This window comes from Planococcus donghaensis MPA1U2 (assembly GCF_000189395.1).
GTDB lineage: Bacteria > Bacillota > Bacilli > Bacillales_A > Planococcaceae > Planococcus > Planococcus donghaensis_B.
In genome coordinates this window covers 102,899-122,946 of sequence record NZ_AEPB01000015.1, presented here as the reverse complement: position 1 = coordinate 122,946, position 20,048 = coordinate 102,899, and the positions used below count along the sequence as shown (strand labels likewise).

The 20,048-nt window shown below is 38.7% G+C and carries 18 protein-coding genes; 11 read left to right on the top strand and 7 right to left on the bottom strand.

All coding sequences use genetic code 11. The features are described 5' to 3' along the window. Positions 1–12 precede the first annotated feature (12 nt). Positions 13–999, top strand: a complete 987-nt coding sequence (locus tag GPDM_RS04540) for an ABC transporter substrate-binding protein (RefSeq protein ID WP_008429403.1) — start codon at positions 13–15, stop codon at positions 997–999. Between the two features lie 171 nt (positions 1,000–1,170). Further along, on the top strand, positions 1,171–1,887 hold the full coding sequence (locus GPDM_RS04535; RefSeq protein WP_008429401.1) for a 3-ketoacyl-ACP reductase: 717 nt from the start codon (positions 1,171–1,173) through the stop codon (positions 1,885–1,887). A 50-nt stretch (positions 1,888–1,937) separates the two neighbouring features. On the opposite strand, the gene GPDM_RS04530 is transcribed toward GPDM_RS04535, so the two are convergent. Beyond that, a complete protein-coding gene (locus tag GPDM_RS04530) occupies positions 1,938–3,221 on the bottom strand; it encodes an MFS transporter (RefSeq protein WP_039862859.1) in 1,284 nt (427 codons plus the stop codon). 202 nt (positions 3,222–3,423) lie between these two features. Between GPDM_RS04530 and GPDM_RS04525 the strand changes: the two genes are divergently transcribed. Beyond that, a complete protein-coding gene (locus GPDM_RS04525; RefSeq protein ID WP_008429396.1) occupies positions 3,424–3,957 on the top strand; it encodes a hypothetical protein in 534 nt (177 codons plus the stop codon). Positions 3,958–4,032: 75 nt separating this feature from the next. Here GPDM_RS04525 and GPDM_RS04520 read toward each other — a convergent pair whose 3' ends face one another. Further along, the gene (locus GPDM_RS04520) at positions 4,033–6,066 is read right to left on the bottom strand and encodes a Na+/H+ antiporter (RefSeq protein ID WP_008429394.1); all 2,034 of its coding nucleotides are present in this window, start codon (positions 6,064–6,066) and stop codon (positions 4,033–4,035) included. Positions 6,067–6,230: 164 nt separating this feature from the next. Between GPDM_RS04520 and GPDM_RS04515 the strand changes: the two genes are divergently transcribed. The 5 genes from GPDM_RS04515 to GPDM_RS04495 all read left to right on the top strand — a co-directional run bounded on the left by GPDM_RS04515 (position 6,231) and on the right by GPDM_RS04495 (position 11,359). Continuing rightward, positions 6,231–6,968, top strand: a complete 738-nt coding sequence (locus GPDM_RS04515) for a hypothetical protein (protein WP_008429392.1) — start codon at positions 6,231–6,233, stop codon at positions 6,966–6,968. A gap of 125 nt (positions 6,969–7,093) precedes the next feature. After that, on the top strand, positions 7,094–8,242 hold the full coding sequence (locus GPDM_RS04510; RefSeq protein ID WP_008429391.1) for an NAD-dependent epimerase/dehydratase family protein: 1,149 nt from the start codon (positions 7,094–7,096) through the stop codon (positions 8,240–8,242). Positions 8,243–8,281: 39 nt separating this feature from the next. Continuing rightward, entirely contained in the window at positions 8,282–9,421 is a 1,140-nt protein-coding gene (locus GPDM_RS04505) for a glycosyltransferase family 4 protein (protein WP_008429389.1), read from the top strand. Positions 9,422–9,454: 33 nt separating this feature from the next. Next, positions 9,455–9,910: a GtrA family protein gene (locus GPDM_RS04500; RefSeq protein ID WP_008429387.1), complete on the top strand. Its 456-nt coding sequence runs from the start codon at positions 9,455–9,457 to the stop codon at positions 9,908–9,910. A 309-nt stretch (positions 9,911–10,219) separates the two neighbouring features. Continuing rightward, on the top strand, positions 10,220–11,359 hold the full coding sequence (locus GPDM_RS04495; protein WP_008429385.1) for a CapA family protein: 1,140 nt from the start codon (positions 10,220–10,222) through the stop codon (positions 11,357–11,359). Between the two features lie 202 nt (positions 11,360–11,561). On the opposite strand, the gene GPDM_RS04490 is transcribed toward GPDM_RS04495, so the two are convergent. After that, complete coding sequence (locus GPDM_RS04490) at positions 11,562–12,449, bottom strand: glycerophosphodiester phosphodiesterase (RefSeq protein ID WP_008429383.1); 888 nt, start codon at positions 12,447–12,449, stop codon at positions 11,562–11,564. Positions 12,450–12,711: 262 nt separating this feature from the next. On the opposite strand from GPDM_RS04490, the gene GPDM_RS04485 reads away from it, so the two are divergent. Together GPDM_RS04485 and GPDM_RS04480 are read left to right on the top strand one after the other, a co-directional pair. Further along, on the top strand, positions 12,712–13,089 hold the full coding sequence (locus GPDM_RS04485) for a YidH family protein (protein ID WP_008429380.1): 378 nt from the start codon (positions 12,712–12,714) through the stop codon (positions 13,087–13,089). 44 nt (positions 13,090–13,133) lie between these two features. Next, on the top strand, positions 13,134–14,351 hold the full coding sequence (locus GPDM_RS04480) for an EAL domain-containing protein (protein WP_008429378.1): 1,218 nt from the start codon (positions 13,134–13,136) through the stop codon (positions 14,349–14,351). 35 nt (positions 14,352–14,386) lie between these two features. Here GPDM_RS04480 and GPDM_RS04475 read toward each other — a convergent pair whose 3' ends face one another. From GPDM_RS04475 to GPDM_RS04465, 3 genes are all read right to left on the bottom strand, one after another. Then, complete coding sequence (locus GPDM_RS04475) at positions 14,387–15,250, bottom strand: YitT family protein (RefSeq protein ID WP_008429377.1); 864 nt, start codon at positions 15,248–15,250, stop codon at positions 14,387–14,389. A 291-nt stretch (positions 15,251–15,541) separates the two neighbouring features. After that, positions 15,542–15,982, bottom strand: a complete 441-nt coding sequence (locus tag GPDM_RS04470) for a VOC family protein (protein ID WP_008429374.1) — start codon at positions 15,980–15,982, stop codon at positions 15,542–15,544. Positions 15,983–16,027: 45 nt separating this feature from the next. Continuing rightward, positions 16,028–17,371: an aldehyde dehydrogenase family protein gene (locus tag GPDM_RS04465; protein WP_008429372.1), complete on the bottom strand. Its 1,344-nt coding sequence runs from the start codon at positions 17,369–17,371 to the stop codon at positions 16,028–16,030. Positions 17,372–17,653: 282 nt separating this feature from the next. Here GPDM_RS04465 and GPDM_RS04460 point away from each other — a divergent pair, with 282 nt between their 5' ends. After that, complete coding sequence (locus GPDM_RS04460) at positions 17,654–18,514, top strand: GNAT family N-acetyltransferase (protein WP_008429371.1); 861 nt, start codon at positions 17,654–17,656, stop codon at positions 18,512–18,514. A gap of 68 nt (positions 18,515–18,582) precedes the next feature. On the opposite strand, the gene nhaC is transcribed toward GPDM_RS04460, so the two are convergent. Continuing rightward, positions 18,583–20,040, bottom strand: a complete 1,458-nt coding sequence (nhaC, locus tag GPDM_RS04455; RefSeq protein WP_008429368.1) for a Na+/H+ antiporter NhaC — start codon at positions 20,038–20,040, stop codon at positions 18,583–18,585. Positions 20,041–20,048 lie beyond the last annotated feature (8 nt).

The following is a 20,048-nucleotide window of genomic DNA, read 5'->3' as shown; positions in this document are numbered from 1 at the left end:
GGAATCTATCTTATGAAACGATTTATCTCACTTATTGTACCCCTTACACTAGCAGGCGGTTTAGCAGCTTGTGGTTCACCAGATGCGAGCGAAGATTCATCGTCCGTGACTATCGGTTATTTCCCAAACCTAGATCACGTACCTGCTATGGTTGCAAAAGACCTAGAATTGTATGAAAAAAACTTGGTAGATGGTACAACTGTCGATTATGTTACGTTTGCTGATGGTTCGGATTTTATGACTGCCTTAAAAACTGGTGATATTGATGCCGGTCTTGTTGGACCAGGTCCGGCAATGAACAATTATACAAATGGTGCAGATGTCACTATGATTGCAGGTGGTGCTTCAGGCGGTACGGTTGTTATGGCTAGAAATGGCAGCGGTATCGATTCTGTTGAAGATTTTGCTGGCAAAACGTTTATCACACCTCGTGTCGGTTGCACCCATGATGTGCAATTTGAAACATTTATGAAAGAACAAGGCATAACTTCAAACCGCATCGGTGGTCAAATGTTACATCAAACAGGCAATCCGGCTCAATACGAAGCATTATTTGCTACTGAAAAAGTTGACGTAGCAGTCGCTCCTGAACCTTGGGCATCTGTATTAAAACAAAATACTGGCGCAAAAGTTATCATTGAGCCAGATGAAATTTCATTCGGTACGACATTACCAGCTTCTGTCTTGGTAACTTCTAGTAAACTGATTAAAGAAAACCCTGAGATGGTTCAAGGAATTGTAAATGCTCATAAAGAAGCTACTAAATTTATCACTGAAAACCCAGATCAAGCAAAAGAAATAACCATCAACACAATCGACGACATCACTGGACAAAAACTAGAAACTTCAATCATAGATGGAGCTTGGGAGAATATGATTTTCGATACGGCTCTTTCTTCTGAAGAAATTCAAGCATTTGGAGATTCCTCTTTCGATTTAAAATTCCTAAAAGAACAACCCGATTTTGCTTTATTAACTGATACACAATTTCTTGAATAGTGATGCACTTAACAGCAGAGATTATTCTGCTGTTTTTTTATGGAAAGTTGCCTTATGAAGAAAAACGTATGCCGAAGATACGTTATTCTCGAGTTCTCTATTTAGAATTTCTAACGAGACTTTGCTACACTAATGTAGGAAATCAATTTACAAAAAAAAGGAGCTATCTATATGCAAAACTTAACAGGTAAAAACGCATTAATTACAGGTGCTGGTAGAGGAATTGGCCGTTCTACAGCTATCGCTTTTGCAGCAGAAGGCATAAACGTTGGACTTGTTGGACGTACTGCTGAAAACTTGGAGAAAGTTGTTGCGGAACTTGAGCAATACGGTGTGAAAACTGTGTTTGCAGTAGCTGATGTAGCAGACCAAGACTCGGTCAATGCAGCAGTTGAACATGTTTTAGCTGAACTTGGTTCGATTGATATTTTGATTAATAATGCAGGTATTGGTAAATTCGGCAACTTCCTTGACTTATCACCTGAAGAATTTAAAGCAATTATCGATACCAACTTGATGGGTGTGTATTACGTAACACGCGCTGTATTGCCGCAAATGATCGAGCGTCAATCAGGTGACATTATTAATATTTCATCAACAGCTGGACAAAAAGGCGCTCCAGTAACAAGTGCATATAGCGCTTCGAAGTTTGGTCTTATGGGATTAACAGAATCGTTAATGCTCGAAGTAAGAAAACACAATATCCGTGTTAGTGCTTTAACACCAAGTACGGTTGCAACTGACTTAGCAATTGGTGAAAACTTAACAGATGGCAATCCTGATAAAGTAATGCAGCCAGAAGATTTGGCTGAAATGATGGTGGCTCAGTTAAAACTTCATCCACGTGTTTTAGTGAAATCAGCTGGACTTTGGTCAACAAACCCGTAGTAACCTAAAAAGTGCGCAGTTCAAAATGAACTGCGCACTTTTTTATTTACTTAAGCTAGTGTCTTTTTAGTCGACCATAAAACAGCGGGAATCAAGGCAAGTGCTAGAATGCCGCCACCTAATGACATGGCAGCAAAACTAGATTGTGCCATGATCATGCCGGAAAGTCCCCCACCAGTAGCTCCAGCTAAAGCAATTAACACATCTACCGTTCCTTGCGTTTTTGCTCGCATTGTTGGATCGGTTGAATCCACGACTAATGTCGTACCGCTAATAAACCCAAAATTCCAGCCGAGCCCTAGCAAACCAAGCGCGAACATCAAGCCGATTATTGATTCACTCGGTCCAAGTGCAGCAACTAAACCTGCCGCCATAAATGTAACTCCGGCTGCTACGGTCATGAAAATTCGACCTAGCTTATCCACAAGTATTCCTGTGACAATCGACGGCAAATACATGGCAACTACATGTATGCTGATGACTAATCCGATGTCTCCAAGGTCGTGACCATAATGCCCCATGTGAATCGGTGTCATGGTCATAATGGCTACCATAATTAACTGGGTTAATACCATTACAGTGGCACCTAGGATAACGCCTTTTCTATCGATAGCAGGGTCGTCTTCTTTCACGACTTCTGAACTTTCTTCAACCGTTTGTAAATGTGCTGCTAAAGCTTTGGAAACTTGCAGTGGGTCTGGTCTTAATAAAATCAAAATGACTAACCCGGCTATACTAAATGCTGCCGCAGCTAAAATAAACGGACCCGCTAAAGATGGAATATTAATAGATTCTGCAAAGCTGCCCATAACCCCAACTAAATTCGGTCCGGCAAACGCACCTAAGGTTAGTGATACCAATGCTACGCTAATCGCAGTACCACGTTGCTTAACTGTAGCTAAGTCTGTGCCTGCATAGCGCGCTTGTAAATTTGTGGCCATACCTGCCCCGTAAATTACTAAAGATACAAATAGTAAAAAGATATTATTTGATAACGCAGCACCAACAACTCCTAGCGCACCAATTGCACCTGCTAGAAATCCTGATGCTAAACCTACCCGTCGACTAAAACGTTGCGACAGTCTGCCAATGATGAGTGCCGCTCCCGCCGACCCTATCGTGAAGAAAACCACTGGTACTCCAGCATACCGATCTGTTCCCAGCATGTCTGAAGCAAGAAGCGCAGCGACTGTTACGCCAGCTGTTAACCCAACCCCAGCAAAAATCTGAGCCAAAGCGACAATCCATAAAGTACGACGATATAAACGTTTAAATTTTTCAGGTGAATCTGCATAGCTTTTCATCATTGCTTCTTGTTTTGCATTTCGCTTCATAAGCTCCCCCATTATTCGAGATTTCCCATTCAACTCATTGACCAATCAAAATCCTCTAATAAGTATACAATCCCGACTCTTTTTTCCAGTATAACGTTTTTCTTCCTGCTAGATAGACCCAATGACAAAAACTCAGTCTCCTCTTTTAGAAAAACTAAAATCCTATATACTTTATACTAATAACAAGGATAGATGAAAAGGAGTGATACTAATTATAGCTATCGCACACAAAAAAAAGTTACTATCATTTTGGTCTGTCACAATAGCTGTTATCTTTATTGCAATCGGCGGTTGGCTATTAAAACCAGAATCGCAGGAAGCTAAAAATTTAAAAGACGAACTTACCACAATCGTCAATGAGCAAGTCGGAGCAATCAGTAATATGGATAAAACTCGTGTATCTAGCATAGTCGTTTCCAAAAGTTCAGGCGGATGGGATGTTGAACTTTCTTTAAACGCGGATAAAGGATTTACTATGATTTCCACAAAGCAACTGATGTGGCAAAATGCCATCAAAATTCTAGCTAGTGCTTCAGAAATTGATCAGCTCCATGACATATCGCTTTCATGGGTTTATCCCGTTATAAATGAACAAAAAAGTATAGAAGATAAAAGCGTCATGTCTTTCACTATTGATAAAGACACGCGGGATCAAATTGTTTGGGGAAATCTCGAACCTTCTGTTCTTCCTGATCTTGTTTACGATTATGAAGAACATCCTATTCTAAGTGAATGACGACATTAACGACAAAAAACAGCACTGATTATATGCGCTGTTTTTTTAATCTTACTTATATCCTATTGAGTTTCCCTATTCATTAGTCTCGTACAATGTCACACTTTCAACATTATGAATATAGCGTCTCAATTCTTTTGCCTGCTCTCGCGTAATTTCTCCTGCTACATACATTTTATAGATGACAGAACGGCCCATGTCCATCACAATTACGCGTAATTCTTCTTTTTGCAATTCATATTTCTCATCATATAAAGCCTCTGGTTTTTTTAATCGACTGGTCATTTGTTTGTAATCTGAGATGACGGAGTCAATGATTTCTTTCGGTTGATAATTTTTAGCAGTTTCTTCTAATCCAGAAAGCGCTGCTTGTAACGCTTCTAATTGAAGTTGAAGACCTTCTTGAAATTCAACCAGCCGTGTCTCTTCTTCACGAGAATTTTTACCTCTAAAGCGTCTCCATGCTCGAATGAGCTTGCCCTGCAAATAAAGCATGGTCGAACGCGCATTATCGGCGACTACTTCTTCTCGTCGATTTAATGATTTTTCAAATGCATCATATACTTCTTCTTTCATTTTTTTATTACGATATTGTTTTTGTACATATTTGCGTTCAAGTTTTAAGCCTTTTAAACGAAGTTCGCGTGTTTTGCGTTGATATTTTTTATTTGCTTGAGCTTTTGTCGCTTCTTCCGTTTGAATATGCCGAAAATGCAATTCATATTCCTCAATTAACTCATAAGCCACAGCTTCGTTTTCTTCCGTAATTTCTGCTTTTATCTTTCGAATCGAGGCCAATAAAATACGACGTTGCGCTTCGTTCAAATCCATTTTCTCTGTAGTACCACTTTCTGCCTCTTGCCCTTTGCTAAGTAGCGGCAAAAAAATCGTGGCAACGATTAATGTGAATAAAATTGTTCCGGCTGCTAAAAACATAAGAAGGGCTCGATTTGGAAATGCCTCTCCGTTGTCCATTAAAAATGGCAAAGATAACACCCCAACCATCGTAACGGTTCCTCGTACACCCGTTAAGCTGATATACAATGTTAACTTAAAACTTGGCTTAGCTACTTGTTTCATTTTCCCTAAATGATATTCATACAGAGAAAACAAATAAGCCCAGACAAAGCGAATCCCAAGAATCATTAAGCCAACTGCTACAACATAGAGCAATAGCAACCATAAAGAGATATTAGGATTTTCCAGTACACCGCTCATCGAGGTTGGGATACTTAAACCTAATAATAAGAAAACTACACCATTCAAGATAAACAGAATAATCGTCCAAATATTTTCAGTTAATACTTGTTCTTCGGCGATTAACGTTTCTGTTTGTTCTCTTACTAATGAGTGGACAATGCCTGCGACGACCACCGCGATAACTCCAGAGGCGTGTAATATATCTTCTGTTACGATAAAGATTAAAAAGGGCGTCATAATTTGAAGTAATGTGTGAAAAGTAACGTCGTTAATGCCTTGCTTTCGTAAAACCAAACGAATGCTGATGACTAACAAACCAAGCGTAAGACCTAAAATGCCCCCTATTAAAAACTTATAGGAAAAATCAAATGCGGCTTCCGATAACGAAAAATAGCCTGTGACAACAGCGGCCACTGCGTAGTTAAAAGCAACAAGTCCTGAGGCGTCGTTGATCAGTGACTCACCTCTAACAAGATTTAATACGGTTTGAGGAATCCGAATTCGTTGGGCGATGCCATTAACCGCTACTGGGTCTGTCGGGGACAAAATAGCTGCTAATGCAAACGCGGCGGCAAGTGGTATTTCTCCAATCAACCAATGGATAAAATAGCCACCAACTACCGTTGTTAATAGTACGAGTATGATTGCATTGCCTAAAATAGGCCCTTTCATCCGCCATAATTCTTCTCTTGGAAAACGACTGCCGTCATTAAACAATAGCGGTGCGATAAACAGTAACAAAAACCACTCTGTTTCAATATTAAACGTAATATCTTCGTATATAAGAACCAAAATTACACCTAGAGCTACTTGGATTAAAGCAGTTGGTATATAAGGTGTGTAATGACTGACAACATTTGAAATCAATAAACAAATCAACAATAAAAAAATCGTAAGCAATAAGTCCATATCGGGTCCCCATTCGACTTTCAGGATGAATTATTTATGTATACCCAATATGCGGCATAGACTATGCTCGTTACTCAATGATTGTTCAAAGATTTTTTTGCATTACGAATGTGTGCAAAAGATTAGGGTATACATTTTCTAATTGATAAAAGGAGGTGTCACTCTTGTTTTATTTTAGTTTGGCAATTATCATCGCATTTATGTTTGTTCATATCTTTACTAATTATATTAAGTTTTTAAATCGCAAGCCGAAAGATAGACTCATGTCCTTTGTCTCTGGAGGTTCTATTGCTTACGTTTTTCTACATTTGGTCCCTGAACTGACGCATTATCAAAAAGTGGTTGAAGTGGCACAGTTGCCAAAATGGATTGAGTCACTTGAATACTCTACTTACCTTTTGACACTTGCAGGTATCGCTTTTTTTTATGGCATCAATCAATTAAATGTAAAATCCAAAGCTAAAAATGAAAGAGAAGAAAACCTCTCTCAACCAAGCCGCTCTATTTTCGCTTTAGAAATTTTCGGTTTCGCCCTATACAATGCGCTGATTGGTTATTTACTTGTCGATATAAGCGGAGAAAAAATTCCGGATTACATCATTTATTTTGTGGTCTTTTCTTTTCATTTTATCGCTAATAATCGCGTGCTGCATTTAACGCATGAAGACCGATACACTAACATTGGTCGTTGGGTATTAGCACTTTCTGTGTTTATTGGCTGGCTTCTTTATCAATTTACTAGTACTTCCGATTTGAATATCGCTTACTTTTCCGCTTTCCTTACAGGAGGTATCATTTTAAACATTTTAAATGATGAACTCCCAAGCGAGAAAAATAGTAGCTATCCTGCATTTATTGCAGGGATTATTTTCATCGCTGTATTGCTTCAGATGATTCTCTAAGAATCGCTAAGTTTACTGCCTTCTAAACCTTAACAGCCGGTCTTTACTCCAGGTTTATTTTGTGCGGTAAAGTGGTACAAAAGATATATATGTAATATTCAGAAAAAATAGCGGGGGGAATTTTGATGAGGATTATTGTAGCTGGAGGAGACGGTTTTTGTGGCTGGCCAACTGCTTTGCATTTATCTCAAAAAGGACATGATGTTTCCATCATTGATAATATGGTTAGAAGAAAAATGGATGAAGAACTAACTTCAAATTCACTTACACCAATTGCATCTCTCGAAGAGCGCGTAAACAAGTGGCAAGAACTAACTGGCCAAGTGATGCGTACATACGAGGGCGATTTACAGGATTTCGAGTTTTTAAAAAATGTTCTTGAACAAGAACAACCCGAAGCCTTTGTTCATTTCGCTGAACAGCGATCTGCCCCCTACTCAATGATTGATCGTGAACATGCTGTGTTCACACAAGTAAACAATGTAGTCGGTACACTAAATGTGTTGTATGGCATAAAAGACATTGTACCAGACTGTCATTTGATTAAGCTTGGAACTATGGGTGAATATGGTACGCCTAATATTCCAATTGAAGAAGGCTATATAGAAATCGAACATAAAGGAAGAAAAGATCTTTTGCCATTCCCAAAACAGCCAGGTTCTTACTATCATCTTTCAAAAGTACATGATAGTCACAACATTATGTTCGCTTGTCGAGTTTGGGGAATCCGGGCAACGGATTTGAACCAAGGAATCGTTTACGGCCTTTCAACAAAAGAAACCCAATTAGATCCTATTTTAGCAAATCGCCTCGATTATGACTCGGTATTTGGTACTGCATTAAATCGGTTTATTATTCAAGCTGCTACAGAACATGACTTAACCGTATACGGTACAGGCGGTCAAACACGTGGATTTTTAAATATCGAAGATACAGTGAACTGCATTGAAATTGCGGCAAACCATCCAGCAGACGCTGGTGAGTTTCGTGTATTCAACCAATTTACAGAAGAGTTTTCTGTACTTGAATTAGCACAAATGGTACAAAAAGTAGCAGCAGAAGAAGGGTTGGCCGTAGGCATTAGCCACTTAGAAAACCCACGAATTGAAAAAGAAGAACATTTTTATGAAGCGGTCAACACCAATTTATTGGATTTGGGATTAAAACCTCATTTACTGACTGACGAGGTTATCCGAGAAATCTTAAAAACGGTTCTAGTCCACAAAGATCGCGTTATTAAAGAAAACGTTTTGCCCACCGTTAAGTGGAAATAACAGATCAGCAGTTGCCGTTCATAAAAAGGAGCTGTTTCTATGAAAATCTTAATTGTCACGGAAACTTTTTTGCCTTCCACAGATGGCATTGTCACTAGATTAACAGCCTGCATTCGGTGGTTGCATAAAGACGGTCACGAAATTCAAGTTATCGCACCTGATTTGGGAGTAAAAGAATTTGACGGGGCCGTTGTAAAAGGAATTCCAGCTTTCGCTTTTCCTTTTTATCGTTCTAAAAAATTTGCTTTTCCAAATCGGCTTGTTAAAAAGTACATGTTGCAATTTAATCCAGACGTTGTCCACGTTGTTAATCCCGCTGTTGTGGGTTATTCAGGGGTGACATATGCCAAAAAGTTAGCGATTCCTATGGTTGCGTCTTACCACACGAATATTCCCCAATACATGGCATATTACAAACTCGGTAAATTAGATTGGCTCATGTGGTGGTTTATGAAAAAAATGCATAATTCAGCCGATCTTAATCTATGTACTTCTTATACTGTTTTGAAAGAGTTAGAAGAAAAAGGTTTTGAGCGATTGCAAGTTTGGAAACGTGGGGTTGATACTGAAAAATTCCATCCACATCATGCTACAACGGAGATGCGTTCCTACTTAACAGGTGGGCAAAACGACAAAATTTTGTTGCTTTATGTTGGCCGATTAGCTGCTGAAAAAGAAATCGAAAAAATTCGAGATGTTTTGTTCGAATCTGATCGTTTTTGCTTAGCCATTGTTGGAGATGGTCCACATAGAAATGAACTCGAAACCTATTTTAAAGGGACACAAACTGTTTTTACTGGATTTATCCATGACGCCGAATTAGCTTCAGCTTTTGCTTCTGGCGATGTGTTTGTCTTTCCTTCTACTACAGAAACATTGGGGTTAGTAATTATGGAAGCAATGGCTTCGGGATTACCCGTAGTCGCAGCCGAAAGCGGACCGACAAAAGAACAAGTGTCAGACCGCAAAAATGGCCTCCTTTACAACTCGAAAGACCCAGAAAGTTTTAAACAAACCATTCTTCAACTTGAGGATAAAAACTTTCGTCAACAACTGGCGCAACAAGCTTTACTTGATGTAGCAGATCTTGGATGGGCTGCTGTGGCAGAACAAATTCGCGATTTGTATAAACAAGTTGCCGAAGCTGAACCAGTGGATTCTTTTCAGACCACCGACTGAGAAAACCGAAACTCCAAAGAATAGGGTGTTGTAATGGAGAATAGCCGAAAACGTAAGGCCCCTATTCAGCCACTTCAATTCACCATAATCGGGATTTCCAATGCAGCAGTAGATATCGGTTCGTTGAATTTATTATTGCTTTTATACCCTACTAGCCATAGCGGAACCTTAACATTATTTAATACCATTGCCTATTGCTTGGCGATAAGCAATAGTTACTTCTGGAATTCTCGAATTACCTTTCGCCGTTCCGCTAAAGGCAGTCGTCAACAGCAATTCTTTTTTGTTTTGCAAGGATTGTTTAGCTTACTGATCAATAACGGTGTTTTTTTAACGTTCACCCTGTTGTTTCAATTCATGGAAATCTCTAATTGGATTAGTCTCAATCTTTCAAAGGGACTTGCAATGTTCGCTTCTTTTACAGCTAGCTTTTTCATGATTAAATACTTTGTTTTCAAAGACCAACAAAATCGAAAAAGAGAACTTTAATTCAAAAAACTCATCTTGTTTAAAAGATGAGTTTTTTTATTTGTAAACCCAGGGTAATGACCAAATCAACCAAGGTTCATATAGCGGGAAATACAATCTTTTTCTGCTTTCCTATCTAGTTAAATCACCTTAAAAGTAGTAATCTATAGTTGAAGATCCCACCGATGACCAACTCTTATTCGAATTGCGGCAAACTAAAACTCCGCCTATGAATTTTATGTCTTTGAGTTCCAAGTGGATGCATGAACCAAAGCGACTTTTACATATAGGAAGCGCTCAAGATCTTACTAAACTTATGGAGTGAGAAAAGTGAACTTCAGTAAAGTCTCTCTTTTTCTATTATTAGTTGCTGCAACCTTCTCTCTCATTGGATGTTCACTCGCTAGTAACGCCAATGAAAGCCAATCAATTGCTTTTGATATTCGAAATCCTCCCATTGCCACTAGTCCTTCAGAGCTAAACTTAGAATATTCCGCCTCACTATCGGCTGTTGGAGATATTCTAATTCATGAACGTGTGTACTTAGATGCTAAAAATAATAACCGTTTCGACTTTAATCCAATGCTTGAAAAAGTAACACCTTTTCTTCAACAAGCTGATCTCACTATCGCCAATTCTGAGAGCATAGTCGGCGGCAGTGAAATTGGACTTTCGACTTACCCTTCTTTTAATAGTCCTTACGAGATAGGCGCTGCTTTAAAGAATTCTGGAGTAGACGTTGTGACACTGGCAAACAACCATACACTAGATCGGGGAATACCCGCTATCGAAAATGCTATTCGTTACTGGGATCAAATCGCCATGGTGCATACAGGCGCTGCTTTATCCAATGAGGAACGGTCGCAAATTACTTTAGTGACACGCAACAACATCACTTTTTCTTTTTTGTCCTATACATATGGGACAAATGGAATTTCTACGCCTGTTGGAATGGATTATTTGGTTAACCGAATTGATCCTTTGGTCATCCAACAAGACTTAATGCGTGCGAGAAAAGTATCGGATGTGGTCGTGTTAAGTCTGCATTTCGGACAAGAATACGAAAGTATGCCGAATGCGGAACAAATCGCATTGGCTCATTTTTCTGCTGCAAACGGGGCTGACATTATTTTGGGACACCACCCTCACGTGTTGCAACCCCCAGAATGGATTGACACAGAAGACGGACGCAAAGTTTTTGTGATGTATTCACTTGGAAATTTTTTATCTGGACAAGACGGATTGGATCGGCAAACCGGTGCGATTTTGCACCTTGATATTGTAAAAAAGGTAACAGTAGATTCAAGCTCCATTACTTTGCAAAATCCTGCCTTTACAACTACTTTCGTCAAAAGTTTTAATGAGAAAAATTACGAAATGGATTTGCTGAAAAACGTCGATGAAAATTTAAACGCTGCTACTAAAGCCCACCTGTCTACATGGATAACAGATCTTGAATTTATCGAGTAAAACGTGCAGAGCCCCTTGCTCTGTACGTTTTACTTTTTTAGCGTTTATTAACCCGAATGCTTCGGGTAATTGATACTATCATGAAAAAGGTGGGGTCGATATGCGAATCTCCTGTATGGGCAGCTTGCTCATTTCAATTATTCTTTCAATTGTTTTGACGATTTTGTTGAATTTGTTATTTTTTTAGAAACTGAAGGGGTTACTACTCTTTCTTTTTCAATACCGCTTTTAAAACATCTGGGTAATTGGTAAAGATGCCCGTCACACCCCACTCGATCAAGCGCTCCATATCGGCACGCTTATTCACGGTATATGGATGGATCAGTAATCCGTGATTTCGTACTTGCTTCACGTAATCTCTGGCGATTCTTTTATGGTTCACGCCTACACCGATAGCATAATTTTTAATATCATCAAGTTCGGCATCAGAAATAATTGCTGGTGTGGAATACGAAATCAGTTGAACTAAAGGAATTTCTGGCGCAAGTTGCTTCATTTTCAGTAGACTGTCTTGACTAAAAGACTGCACGACCACTTTATTATCTCGTCCCTTTTGATCAATCAACTTATGCTTTTTCAATACCCGTACAAGTTCTTCCTCCATGCCTGGATAAACGTCTGGCGCTTTTGTTTCAATATAATAGCGAGAAGTTTTCCCAAACGTTTCAATCACTTCCTCAAGAGTTGGCACTTGTAATCCTTTATATTGGAAGTGAGCTTTTTCGGGATGGGCTGCATTAAACCAAGAACCTGCATCTAATTTTTTGATGTCTGAAAGTAGCATGTCTTTTACATCACCCGAACCGTTAGTCGTTCGGTTTACCTTTTCATCATGCATCACGATCAATACACCGTCTTTTGTCATTTGCAAATCAATTTCTATATAATCACTATGCATGTCTTTTCCCAATTGATAAGCGGTCATTGTGTGTTCAGGCGCATGCCCCGATGCTCCGCGGTGTGCAATCGTCAAAAATTGATTGGAATTACTCTCCGCTTCTTTCGACTTTCCCCATGCCCCTTTTGCATTTTTGGAAACAACTAAACTAAGCAATAATAATCCTAATAAACTAACCTTAATTTTTATCACCACTCCATCCCCTTTTTGCAAGTCTACGATACTTTTCCCATTCTCAATATCTATTTAAACTGAGCACTTCATAAAATTTATAGCGACTCACCAGAAATTTTACAGTGATTTTCTAAAGTGAGAATGTATATTTCTCTTAGTTGGCTCGCCCCTTTCTAAATTTCTTTTTAGTTAAGATTCATTTATACTAGAAACACATCATTTTCTTACTTCCAACTCGTCAATATTTCAACATCAATTATTACTCAGAGGAGAGAATAGTATGTCCCGCCAATCCTACAAAAAAGAAAAGAACCAGTTAACTTATACACAACAACATCTGGCTAATGAACGCACTTACTTAGCGTGGATTCGAACAGTCATTTCCATCGTTGGCGTTGGTTTTCTCGCAACTAGCTTACATTTCACAATGGGTGTCACGCGCAACTCATTTGTCGATACATTCACGATCGCACTTGGTATTTTCGCTTGTATTTTCGGTCTCATCGTTATTTTTTCAGCAACCCAAAACTACAAGAAAAAGCGTCAGCAACTTATAAATGAAACATTCACTCCATCGAATATGCATATCACTTTGATTTCTTCTATGCTGGCTATCATGATTATGATGGTCGTTGTTTACTTTTTCATGATTATGTAATTTTTTTACATAGACGTTAGATTTGCAGTAAAGGAGCAATTATTATGGATCCGCTAGATATTCTCGAAAACTTATCTGATGTAAAGCCCGCTTTTCAACCTATTGTTAGCGCGGTCAAACATACCGTCATTGGGTATGAAGTTTTAGGACGATTCCATTTTGACAACGAGTGGATCAGTTTAGGTGATTTTTTTCATGACACCGATGTTCCCGATGAATATAAAGTAGTAGTCGATCAACACCTTTTAGAGCTTGCTATTAGTCAGATGCTCGATTCAGGCAACGATAGACTGTTATTTATCAATCGAAATGCTAAACAATTACTGATTAATAGTGGAGAAGATTTTTTAGAAACGCTTCAGTCATATGAAAAAAAAGGCTTCTCAATGAACCGCATTGTATTAGAAATTACAGAACATGATTTTGACGAAGATTTTGATACGCTTCATCACCTATTAATGTATTACAAAACTTACGGTATTCAAATTGCGGTAGATCATGCCGGAGCAAAGAGCTCTAACATCGACCGAATCCGTCAACTTCGCCCTCATATTTTAAAAATAGATACAAGTCTCGTCCGAAACACCAATCCTGAGGCCTTTCAAGACGTTGTTCAAACGCTAACCGTATTAGCACGAAGAATTGGCGCAAAACTTTCCTATGAAAATATCGAAGATAGTTACCAATTGTATTTCGCCTGGAAAAATGGTGGTCATTATTACCAAGGTTTTTATTTAGCAAAACCAGCATTTGAACTTCCAGTTGAGAGCTTTAATCCGCTTGCAGTGGGTGAAAAAATCACCGCCTTTGTCCAACGTGAAAAGTCGATAATTCAACAGCGATATGCATTTACAGTCAGCCTAGAAGAAAAAGTGAAGAAACTTCTTTCTAAGTGGCACGGCCCTGACACTGCAGACCTATTTATCGAAACACTAGCTGAGTCCTTTGATAAAGAAAGTTTCCGTTTGTATATTTGCAATAGCGATGGCCAACAAGTGTCTTCTAACTTACAAAAACGACAAGGTCACTGGATTTTCGAATCGGATCACATCGGCTCCCAGTGGGCATTCCGACCTTACTTTTTAGAAAACACTATGCAAATGAAAACCTGGCATAAAGGGATTTTGTCCGACGTGTATTCTGATATTGAAACGACTAAAATGATTCGGACATTCAGTTTCCCTTTATCTGAGGACTGCTATTTGTTTATCGACATTAGCAATGAGTTTATTTTAGAAGAAGATTATTTACTGTTTCAATAATAAGTTCATATAGCTGCACAAAAAAACTCTTCAGTTTAGGAAACTGAAGAGTTTTTTAACATTGGATTTTTCATGAAGTTATCGTCCTTCCGGAAATTCCCCATAACTTCCATCGTCTCACTAATGCTAACAAATGCATTCGGATCAATATTTTTGATGAGAGGGCGGACAAATGCCAATTCGTGACGACCAATTACGCTGTATAATACTTTTACTTTAGCCGATGAATAAGCACCTTCGCCATCTACTACTGTAATGCCTCGATATAAATTATCGAGCAATTCTTTTTTAACTGCATCGCCTTGAGCCGTTACAACCATCAAGCTAAGCTTAATGTGACGTGTGTGGACACGGTCAATAACAAGGCCAGAAATGTAAATCGAAGCCATTGTATACATCGCCAGTTCCCAAGAGAACACAAAGCCAGAAACGAAAACAACTGCACTATTGAGAACAAACACTAGTGCACCTAATGGGATGTCGCGCTTCATCGATAACAACAAACCAATAACGTCAAATCCACCTGTAGAACTATAATAGCGAATAATAACACCCATTGAAGCTCCGGCTATAACGCCGCCAAACACAGTAGAAAGCAAAGCATCTTCTGTTATTTGAACAACAGGAATATACAACATAGAGATCGATGTCACAACAACTGAAAACAAGCTATTGGCGATAAAATTTTTCCCAAGTTTCATCCAACCTACAACGAGAATCGGGATATTTAAAATAATCATCCATAGTCCTGCATTTAAAGGCGTGATCAAACCGAGCATCATCGCAATACCCGTAACCCCACCTGCTAATATTTCATGTGGTAGTAAAAACATATTAAACGCAACACCAAGAACGATTGAGGAAATAAAAATAATTAACAATCTCATCCATTTATTCATAACCAAACTCCAATCCTGAGGCAAGCCCCAGCCAAACTATTTTGTTCATGCCACAAAAAAAGGGCGTGCAGCTGCACGTCACCTTAAGACTATTTATTATATTGTAATTTTTCTTTTCAATAAAAACTAAGAAAAAGCGAATAAATTGTTCTTTTTATAGTGAATCAATGTTTTATATTATAGGTGCTTTGGAGTTCAGAATGCAAGCCTTTCTTCTTTTATTCATAGACTGTTTGAAATTCAGTTGAAAAGAATCTTACGAGTACTAGTTTTTCCATTTAATCGGCCGTTTTAATTTGTTTCGGGTTCCACTGAAATTTGCCAGTCGATGCCAAATTTATCAGTCAAGCTTCCGTATAACGGCGTCCAGAAAGTTTCCTGCAACTCCATTACGATATTACCACCCTCGGCCAACTTATTGAAAATAGTTCGTCCTTCTTCAATACTATCTAAAAATAAGGTAACGGATACATTGTTACCTTGTTTAAACGATGACATGCCAAGACCTGGCACTACATCTGAAATCATTAGCATATCTCCGTTTTTCAAATCAATTTGAGCATTCATCACCAAATCTCTTGCTTCTTCGGGCATGCCATCCATATCTCCCTCATTTGCATCACCAAACGTCATTAGGCTTACTAACTCACCGCCTAACACTTCTGTGTAAAAATGTGTCGCTTCTCTTCCATTTCCATCAAAGTTCAAATAAGGAAACAATTTTTTAATCATAATTATTCTCCTTTTTAAAGCAGATTTTTTGAACATCATTTAAATTTATAAGTGAATACTGCTAATCAGTTTAACGGCTGTCATTTGATCAATAGCAAGATTGACTTCCTCTTTACGTGTGGTGCCTTTGCTATTTCTTGTATAAACGCCTGCATGTAAGACAGATTCCTCCTCACTCATGTATGACGTTACCTCTAGTTTTTTTTGAAACGGCATGATACTAATAATGGGAGCAAGTGAAATTGTATGACCCGATGTTTTATCTGCTGCTACATCACTAATGATCGTTGGTTCCATCATTGTATTATGCCGACTGCCACCAACTAATACAGTCGCTCTCTTTTCAATCATGTTTCGAATCCATGTTTCTGCCTTTTCTGCAGCTATTAAAGTTGCCATGGGACCAATGTCTACGGTGTCATCTAGAGGATCTCCTAGTTTAAGTGTTTGCACTTTTTTCATGAGCGTTTCTAAAAATTTCTCGTACACTCCTTTTTGCACGTAAACATGCTGAGCAGACATAATTGACCGATCTGTATGCAGCAACCCTGCAGTAACAATGGTAGTGATTGCAAAATCCAAATCAGCTTTATCAAAGACAATTGTAGGATTCTTTGTTTTGAAATCTAGCAAAACTTTTTTCTTCCCAATATTGTCTTTTTCTTTCCAAACGGCAGCACTGCTTTTAGTGCAGATCAACCGTTTCACTTTCGGGTGATTCATCAAGTTGTCTACTAAACTTTGTTGGGGCCCCGTGATAATATTGATAACCCCTTTTGGCATACCTGCTTTTTCAAACAATCGATAAAGCAAACCCGTTGAATAAACGGTGGTCGCGGTGGGATTCAAGACAATGGTGTTACCTGCCGCAATTGCTGGAGCCACTTTATATAACAACAAGGTGAACGGATAATTAACAGGCAAACTGATTGCAATTACGCCAAGCGACACCCTTTTAACTATACCTAGCTGACCTTCTTTAGCTACTTGATTCAATGATACTGGTTCTTCGTAGATTGATTTTGTAGCCTGTGATGCAAAACGCAGTACTTGAGCCGCATGAGCTACATCCAGGCGACTCGCTTTAATTGGCTTGCCACTTTCTATAGTTAACAGGTGTGCAAATTGCTCTTTTTCGAGTTCGAGTAAGTCAGCTGTTTTCCGTAGAATTTCAGCACGTCTATGTGTCGGCATCTTTTTCATTGTTTTCGCGTAAACACGATGTGCACTAGTAATTGCGTTCTCCGCATCTTGTGGAGTAGTGTAAAAAACCTTTCCAATCACTTCAGCATTGTACGGATTGCGGATTTCAACTTCGGGACGGTCACCTTTTTCTAGTTCTTTGCCATCGATTATTGAGCCGAAATGATAATTTTTCATTTTACTCATCTCGGTCTCTCCCCCTTTAAAAGGTAATTTTGATATCGTTTTAAAATCACTAATACGTTTTATGCTATTACTTTACATAGTATTCTTTTATGAAGAATTGTCAATATTCAAAAAACTAAAAGTCGACTTATGCAATTTTGACTACTAAGTATAAAAAGACTGTCCTCTCGTTACGTAGAAAAGCTTTATTGTATTTAATCTATTCATATTTAGCATGCCCTATTTGCTTTTCTTATATTATAATACTTATAGTTATTTCACCATGAACAAGGAGTGTTTTTTATGAAGCAGACGATTCGCCAATTACAACTAGGCGATCTTCATTATATAGAAAAAATGGATACAGGCATTACAGACGATTACGTTCTTAATATATATGAAAGAATATCTAGCGGCTCTAGTCGTATGTACGGGCTGTTCTTGGATGACCAGCTTGCAAGCATCGGAGGTTACACGATTTTTGCAAAACAATATGCCATGCTCGGCAGAATGCGTAGTGATTTGCGTTACCGTGGAAATAACCTTTCTACCCAATTGATGACTTATATTATGGAACAAGCTTCAACATTCCCAACCATTCAGTGGGTTGGTGCAAATACGCAGCAGAATAATGTATCGGCTCGACGCGTTATGGATAAATTGGGACTTAAAGAAACTTCTACGTTATATAGCGCGACTGCAACTGATATATCTCAACTAAAGACTGGTGGAGAGAATTGGACGGAAGTAACTGATCTCGCTATAAAGAAAATATGGGTTGACCAACTTTATTTACAAACGAGTGAAGTTTTTCCTTACGAATGCTATTACATGTTTCCTGCTTCGGAAAGCCTGTTTATCGAAACAGACCTTGCACGATGGTCCTTTTTTGAAAACCGCTCGAAAGACCGCGTGTTAATTACAAAGCAAGATTACAAACGAAACCATTATTTACATGTTATTTACCCTTGGAACGACTTTTTCGAACAGCCAGGTTTTTGGGAAACCATCACTACGGCACAGCATCAATTAAGCACACAATTAAAAACAACTCCTTTAGTCTGGATGGACTTAACGCCTTCACAAAAACAGTCCTTACCAAAAAATCATCCGTTTGATTTGCCTTCGCCTTGGCTTTTATATGGTAAATCAAAAAAAATCTAAAAACGAGGCACGTCTTTTGAAATTTCAAAGACGTGCCTCGTTTTTTATTGGGATGAGAACAGGGAAACTTATACGCCTTCGGTCAACTCATTTTCACGAGCTACTCTCTGTTCTTTTACTTTTAATTCTTCAACTTCGTCTTTTGTTAGAAATTGAACTTTGTAACCAATCAGCCCCATTACAATGCCGATAACCGGAACTGTGTAATTTAATACTGCATAAGGAGCATACGCAAATGGATGCACAGCTAGAGTCGCCAAGATAAACACACCACACGTATTCCACGGGATAAACGGCGATGTTAACGTACCTCCATCTTCTAGAGCCCGTGAAAGATTCTTCGAATGCAGTTCTTTATCTTGGTATGCTCTTGCATACATTCTTCCCGGCACTAGTATAGAAATGTATTGCTCTGAAGCAGTCACATTTGTGAAAAAAGCAGATGCAATTGTCGCAGCGATTAAACTTCCTGCTGATTTGGCCACTTTCAAAATCTGGTTAACAATTGCTCTCAACATACCCGTGTGCTCTAATATCCCCCCAAAAACCATTGCGAAAATAGTCAAAGAAACGGTAAACATCATGGAAGTTATGCCCCCACGGTTAAACAAATCATCGACCATTTCATTGCCAGATGTAATGGCATAGCCATCGTGAAGGGCATTAAATGCAGGACCAATATCTCCGCCTTGTACAAAAACCTGACAGATAAACCCTAAAAAGACTCCAATTAATAATGATGGTAAAGCTGGCACTTTCAAAGCCACTAAAACGATAATCATTGCAGGTACTAATAATAACCAAGGTGAAATTAAGAAGTTGCTATCTAATGAGGACAAAATCGCTTGGATATTTCCTTCATCAATTGTTGATCCAACAAATTGGCGACCTAAGAAAAAGTAAACGACTAAAGCAATCACTAGTCCTGGTACAGTCGTATACATCATATGCTTAATATGTTCAAATAAATTGGTATTGGTAATACCCGATGCTAAATTTGTCGTATCTGATAAGGGTGACATTTTATCACCAAAATAAGATCCTGATATAACGGCTCCTGCTACCATCGCAGCTGGAATTCCCATGCTCATTCCGATTCCCATTCCCGCAACACCAATTGTGCCCATTGTCGACCAAGAACTCCCAATTGCAAGTGCAACAATTCCACAAATAATACAGATAGTCATTAAGAAAAGAGAAGGCGTAATAATTTGCAGACCGTAATAAATCATCGTCGCAATGATACCGCCGCCAATCCATGAAGCAATAATCATTCCAACTACGATAATAATAACAATTGCGGGAAGCGCAAGACGAATTCCTTTATAGGCTCCTTCTTCGATTGTTTCCCATTTATACCCCATACGCCATGCAATAATTCCAGCAACGATGGCTCCTATTGCTAAAGGAACGTGAGGGCTTCCTTCAAACACAATAATGGTGAGTGCCATAACGGCAATCATGACGACTAATGGAATAAGTGCTAATCCAAATGGTATTTTAATGTCTTGTTGTTTCGCTTTCATTCTATGTA

Excerpts from the sequence above, each read along its gene's own strand:
- GPDM_RS04540 (WP_008429403.1), top strand. The coding sequence starts at position 13 with ATGAAACGATTTATCTCACTTATTGTACCCCTTACACTAGCAGGCGGT.
- GPDM_RS04535 (WP_008429401.1), top strand. The coding sequence starts at position 1,171 with ATGCAAAACTTAACAGGTAAAAACGCATTAATTACAGGTGCTGGTAGA.
- GPDM_RS04530 (WP_039862859.1), bottom strand. The coding sequence starts at position 3,221 with ATGAAGCGAAATGCAAAACAAGAAGCAATGATGAAAAGCTATGCAGAT.
- GPDM_RS04520 (WP_008429394.1), bottom strand. The coding sequence starts at position 6,066 with ATGGACTTATTGCTTACGATTTTTTTATTGTTGATTTGTTTATTGATT.
- GPDM_RS04510 (WP_008429391.1), top strand. The coding sequence starts at position 7,094 with ATGAGGATTATTGTAGCTGGAGGAGACGGTTTTTGTGGCTGGCCAACT.
- GPDM_RS04505 (WP_008429389.1), top strand. The coding sequence starts at position 8,282 with ATGAAAATCTTAATTGTCACGGAAACTTTTTTGCCTTCCACAGATGGC.
- GPDM_RS04500 (WP_008429387.1), top strand. The coding sequence starts at position 9,455 with ATGGAGAATAGCCGAAAACGTAAGGCCCCTATTCAGCCACTTCAATTC.
- GPDM_RS04485 (WP_008429380.1), top strand. The coding sequence starts at position 12,712 with ATGTCCCGCCAATCCTACAAAAAAGAAAAGAACCAGTTAACTTATACA.
- GPDM_RS04480 (WP_008429378.1), top strand. The coding sequence starts at position 13,134 with ATGGATCCGCTAGATATTCTCGAAAACTTATCTGATGTAAAGCCCGCT.
- GPDM_RS04475 (WP_008429377.1), bottom strand. The coding sequence starts at position 15,250 with ATGAATAAATGGATGAGATTGTTAATTATTTTTATTTCCTCAATCGTT.
- GPDM_RS04470 (WP_008429374.1), bottom strand. The coding sequence starts at position 15,982 with ATGATTAAAAAATTGTTTCCTTATTTGAACTTTGATGGAAATGGAAGA.
- GPDM_RS04465 (WP_008429372.1), bottom strand. The coding sequence starts at position 17,371 with ATGAGTAAAATGAAAAATTATCATTTCGGCTCAATAATCGATGGCAAA.
- GPDM_RS04460 (WP_008429371.1), top strand. The coding sequence starts at position 17,654 with ATGAAGCAGACGATTCGCCAATTACAACTAGGCGATCTTCATTATATA.
- nhaC (WP_008429368.1), bottom strand. The coding sequence starts at position 20,040 with ATGAAAGCGAAACAACAAGACATTAAAATACCATTTGGATTAGCACTT.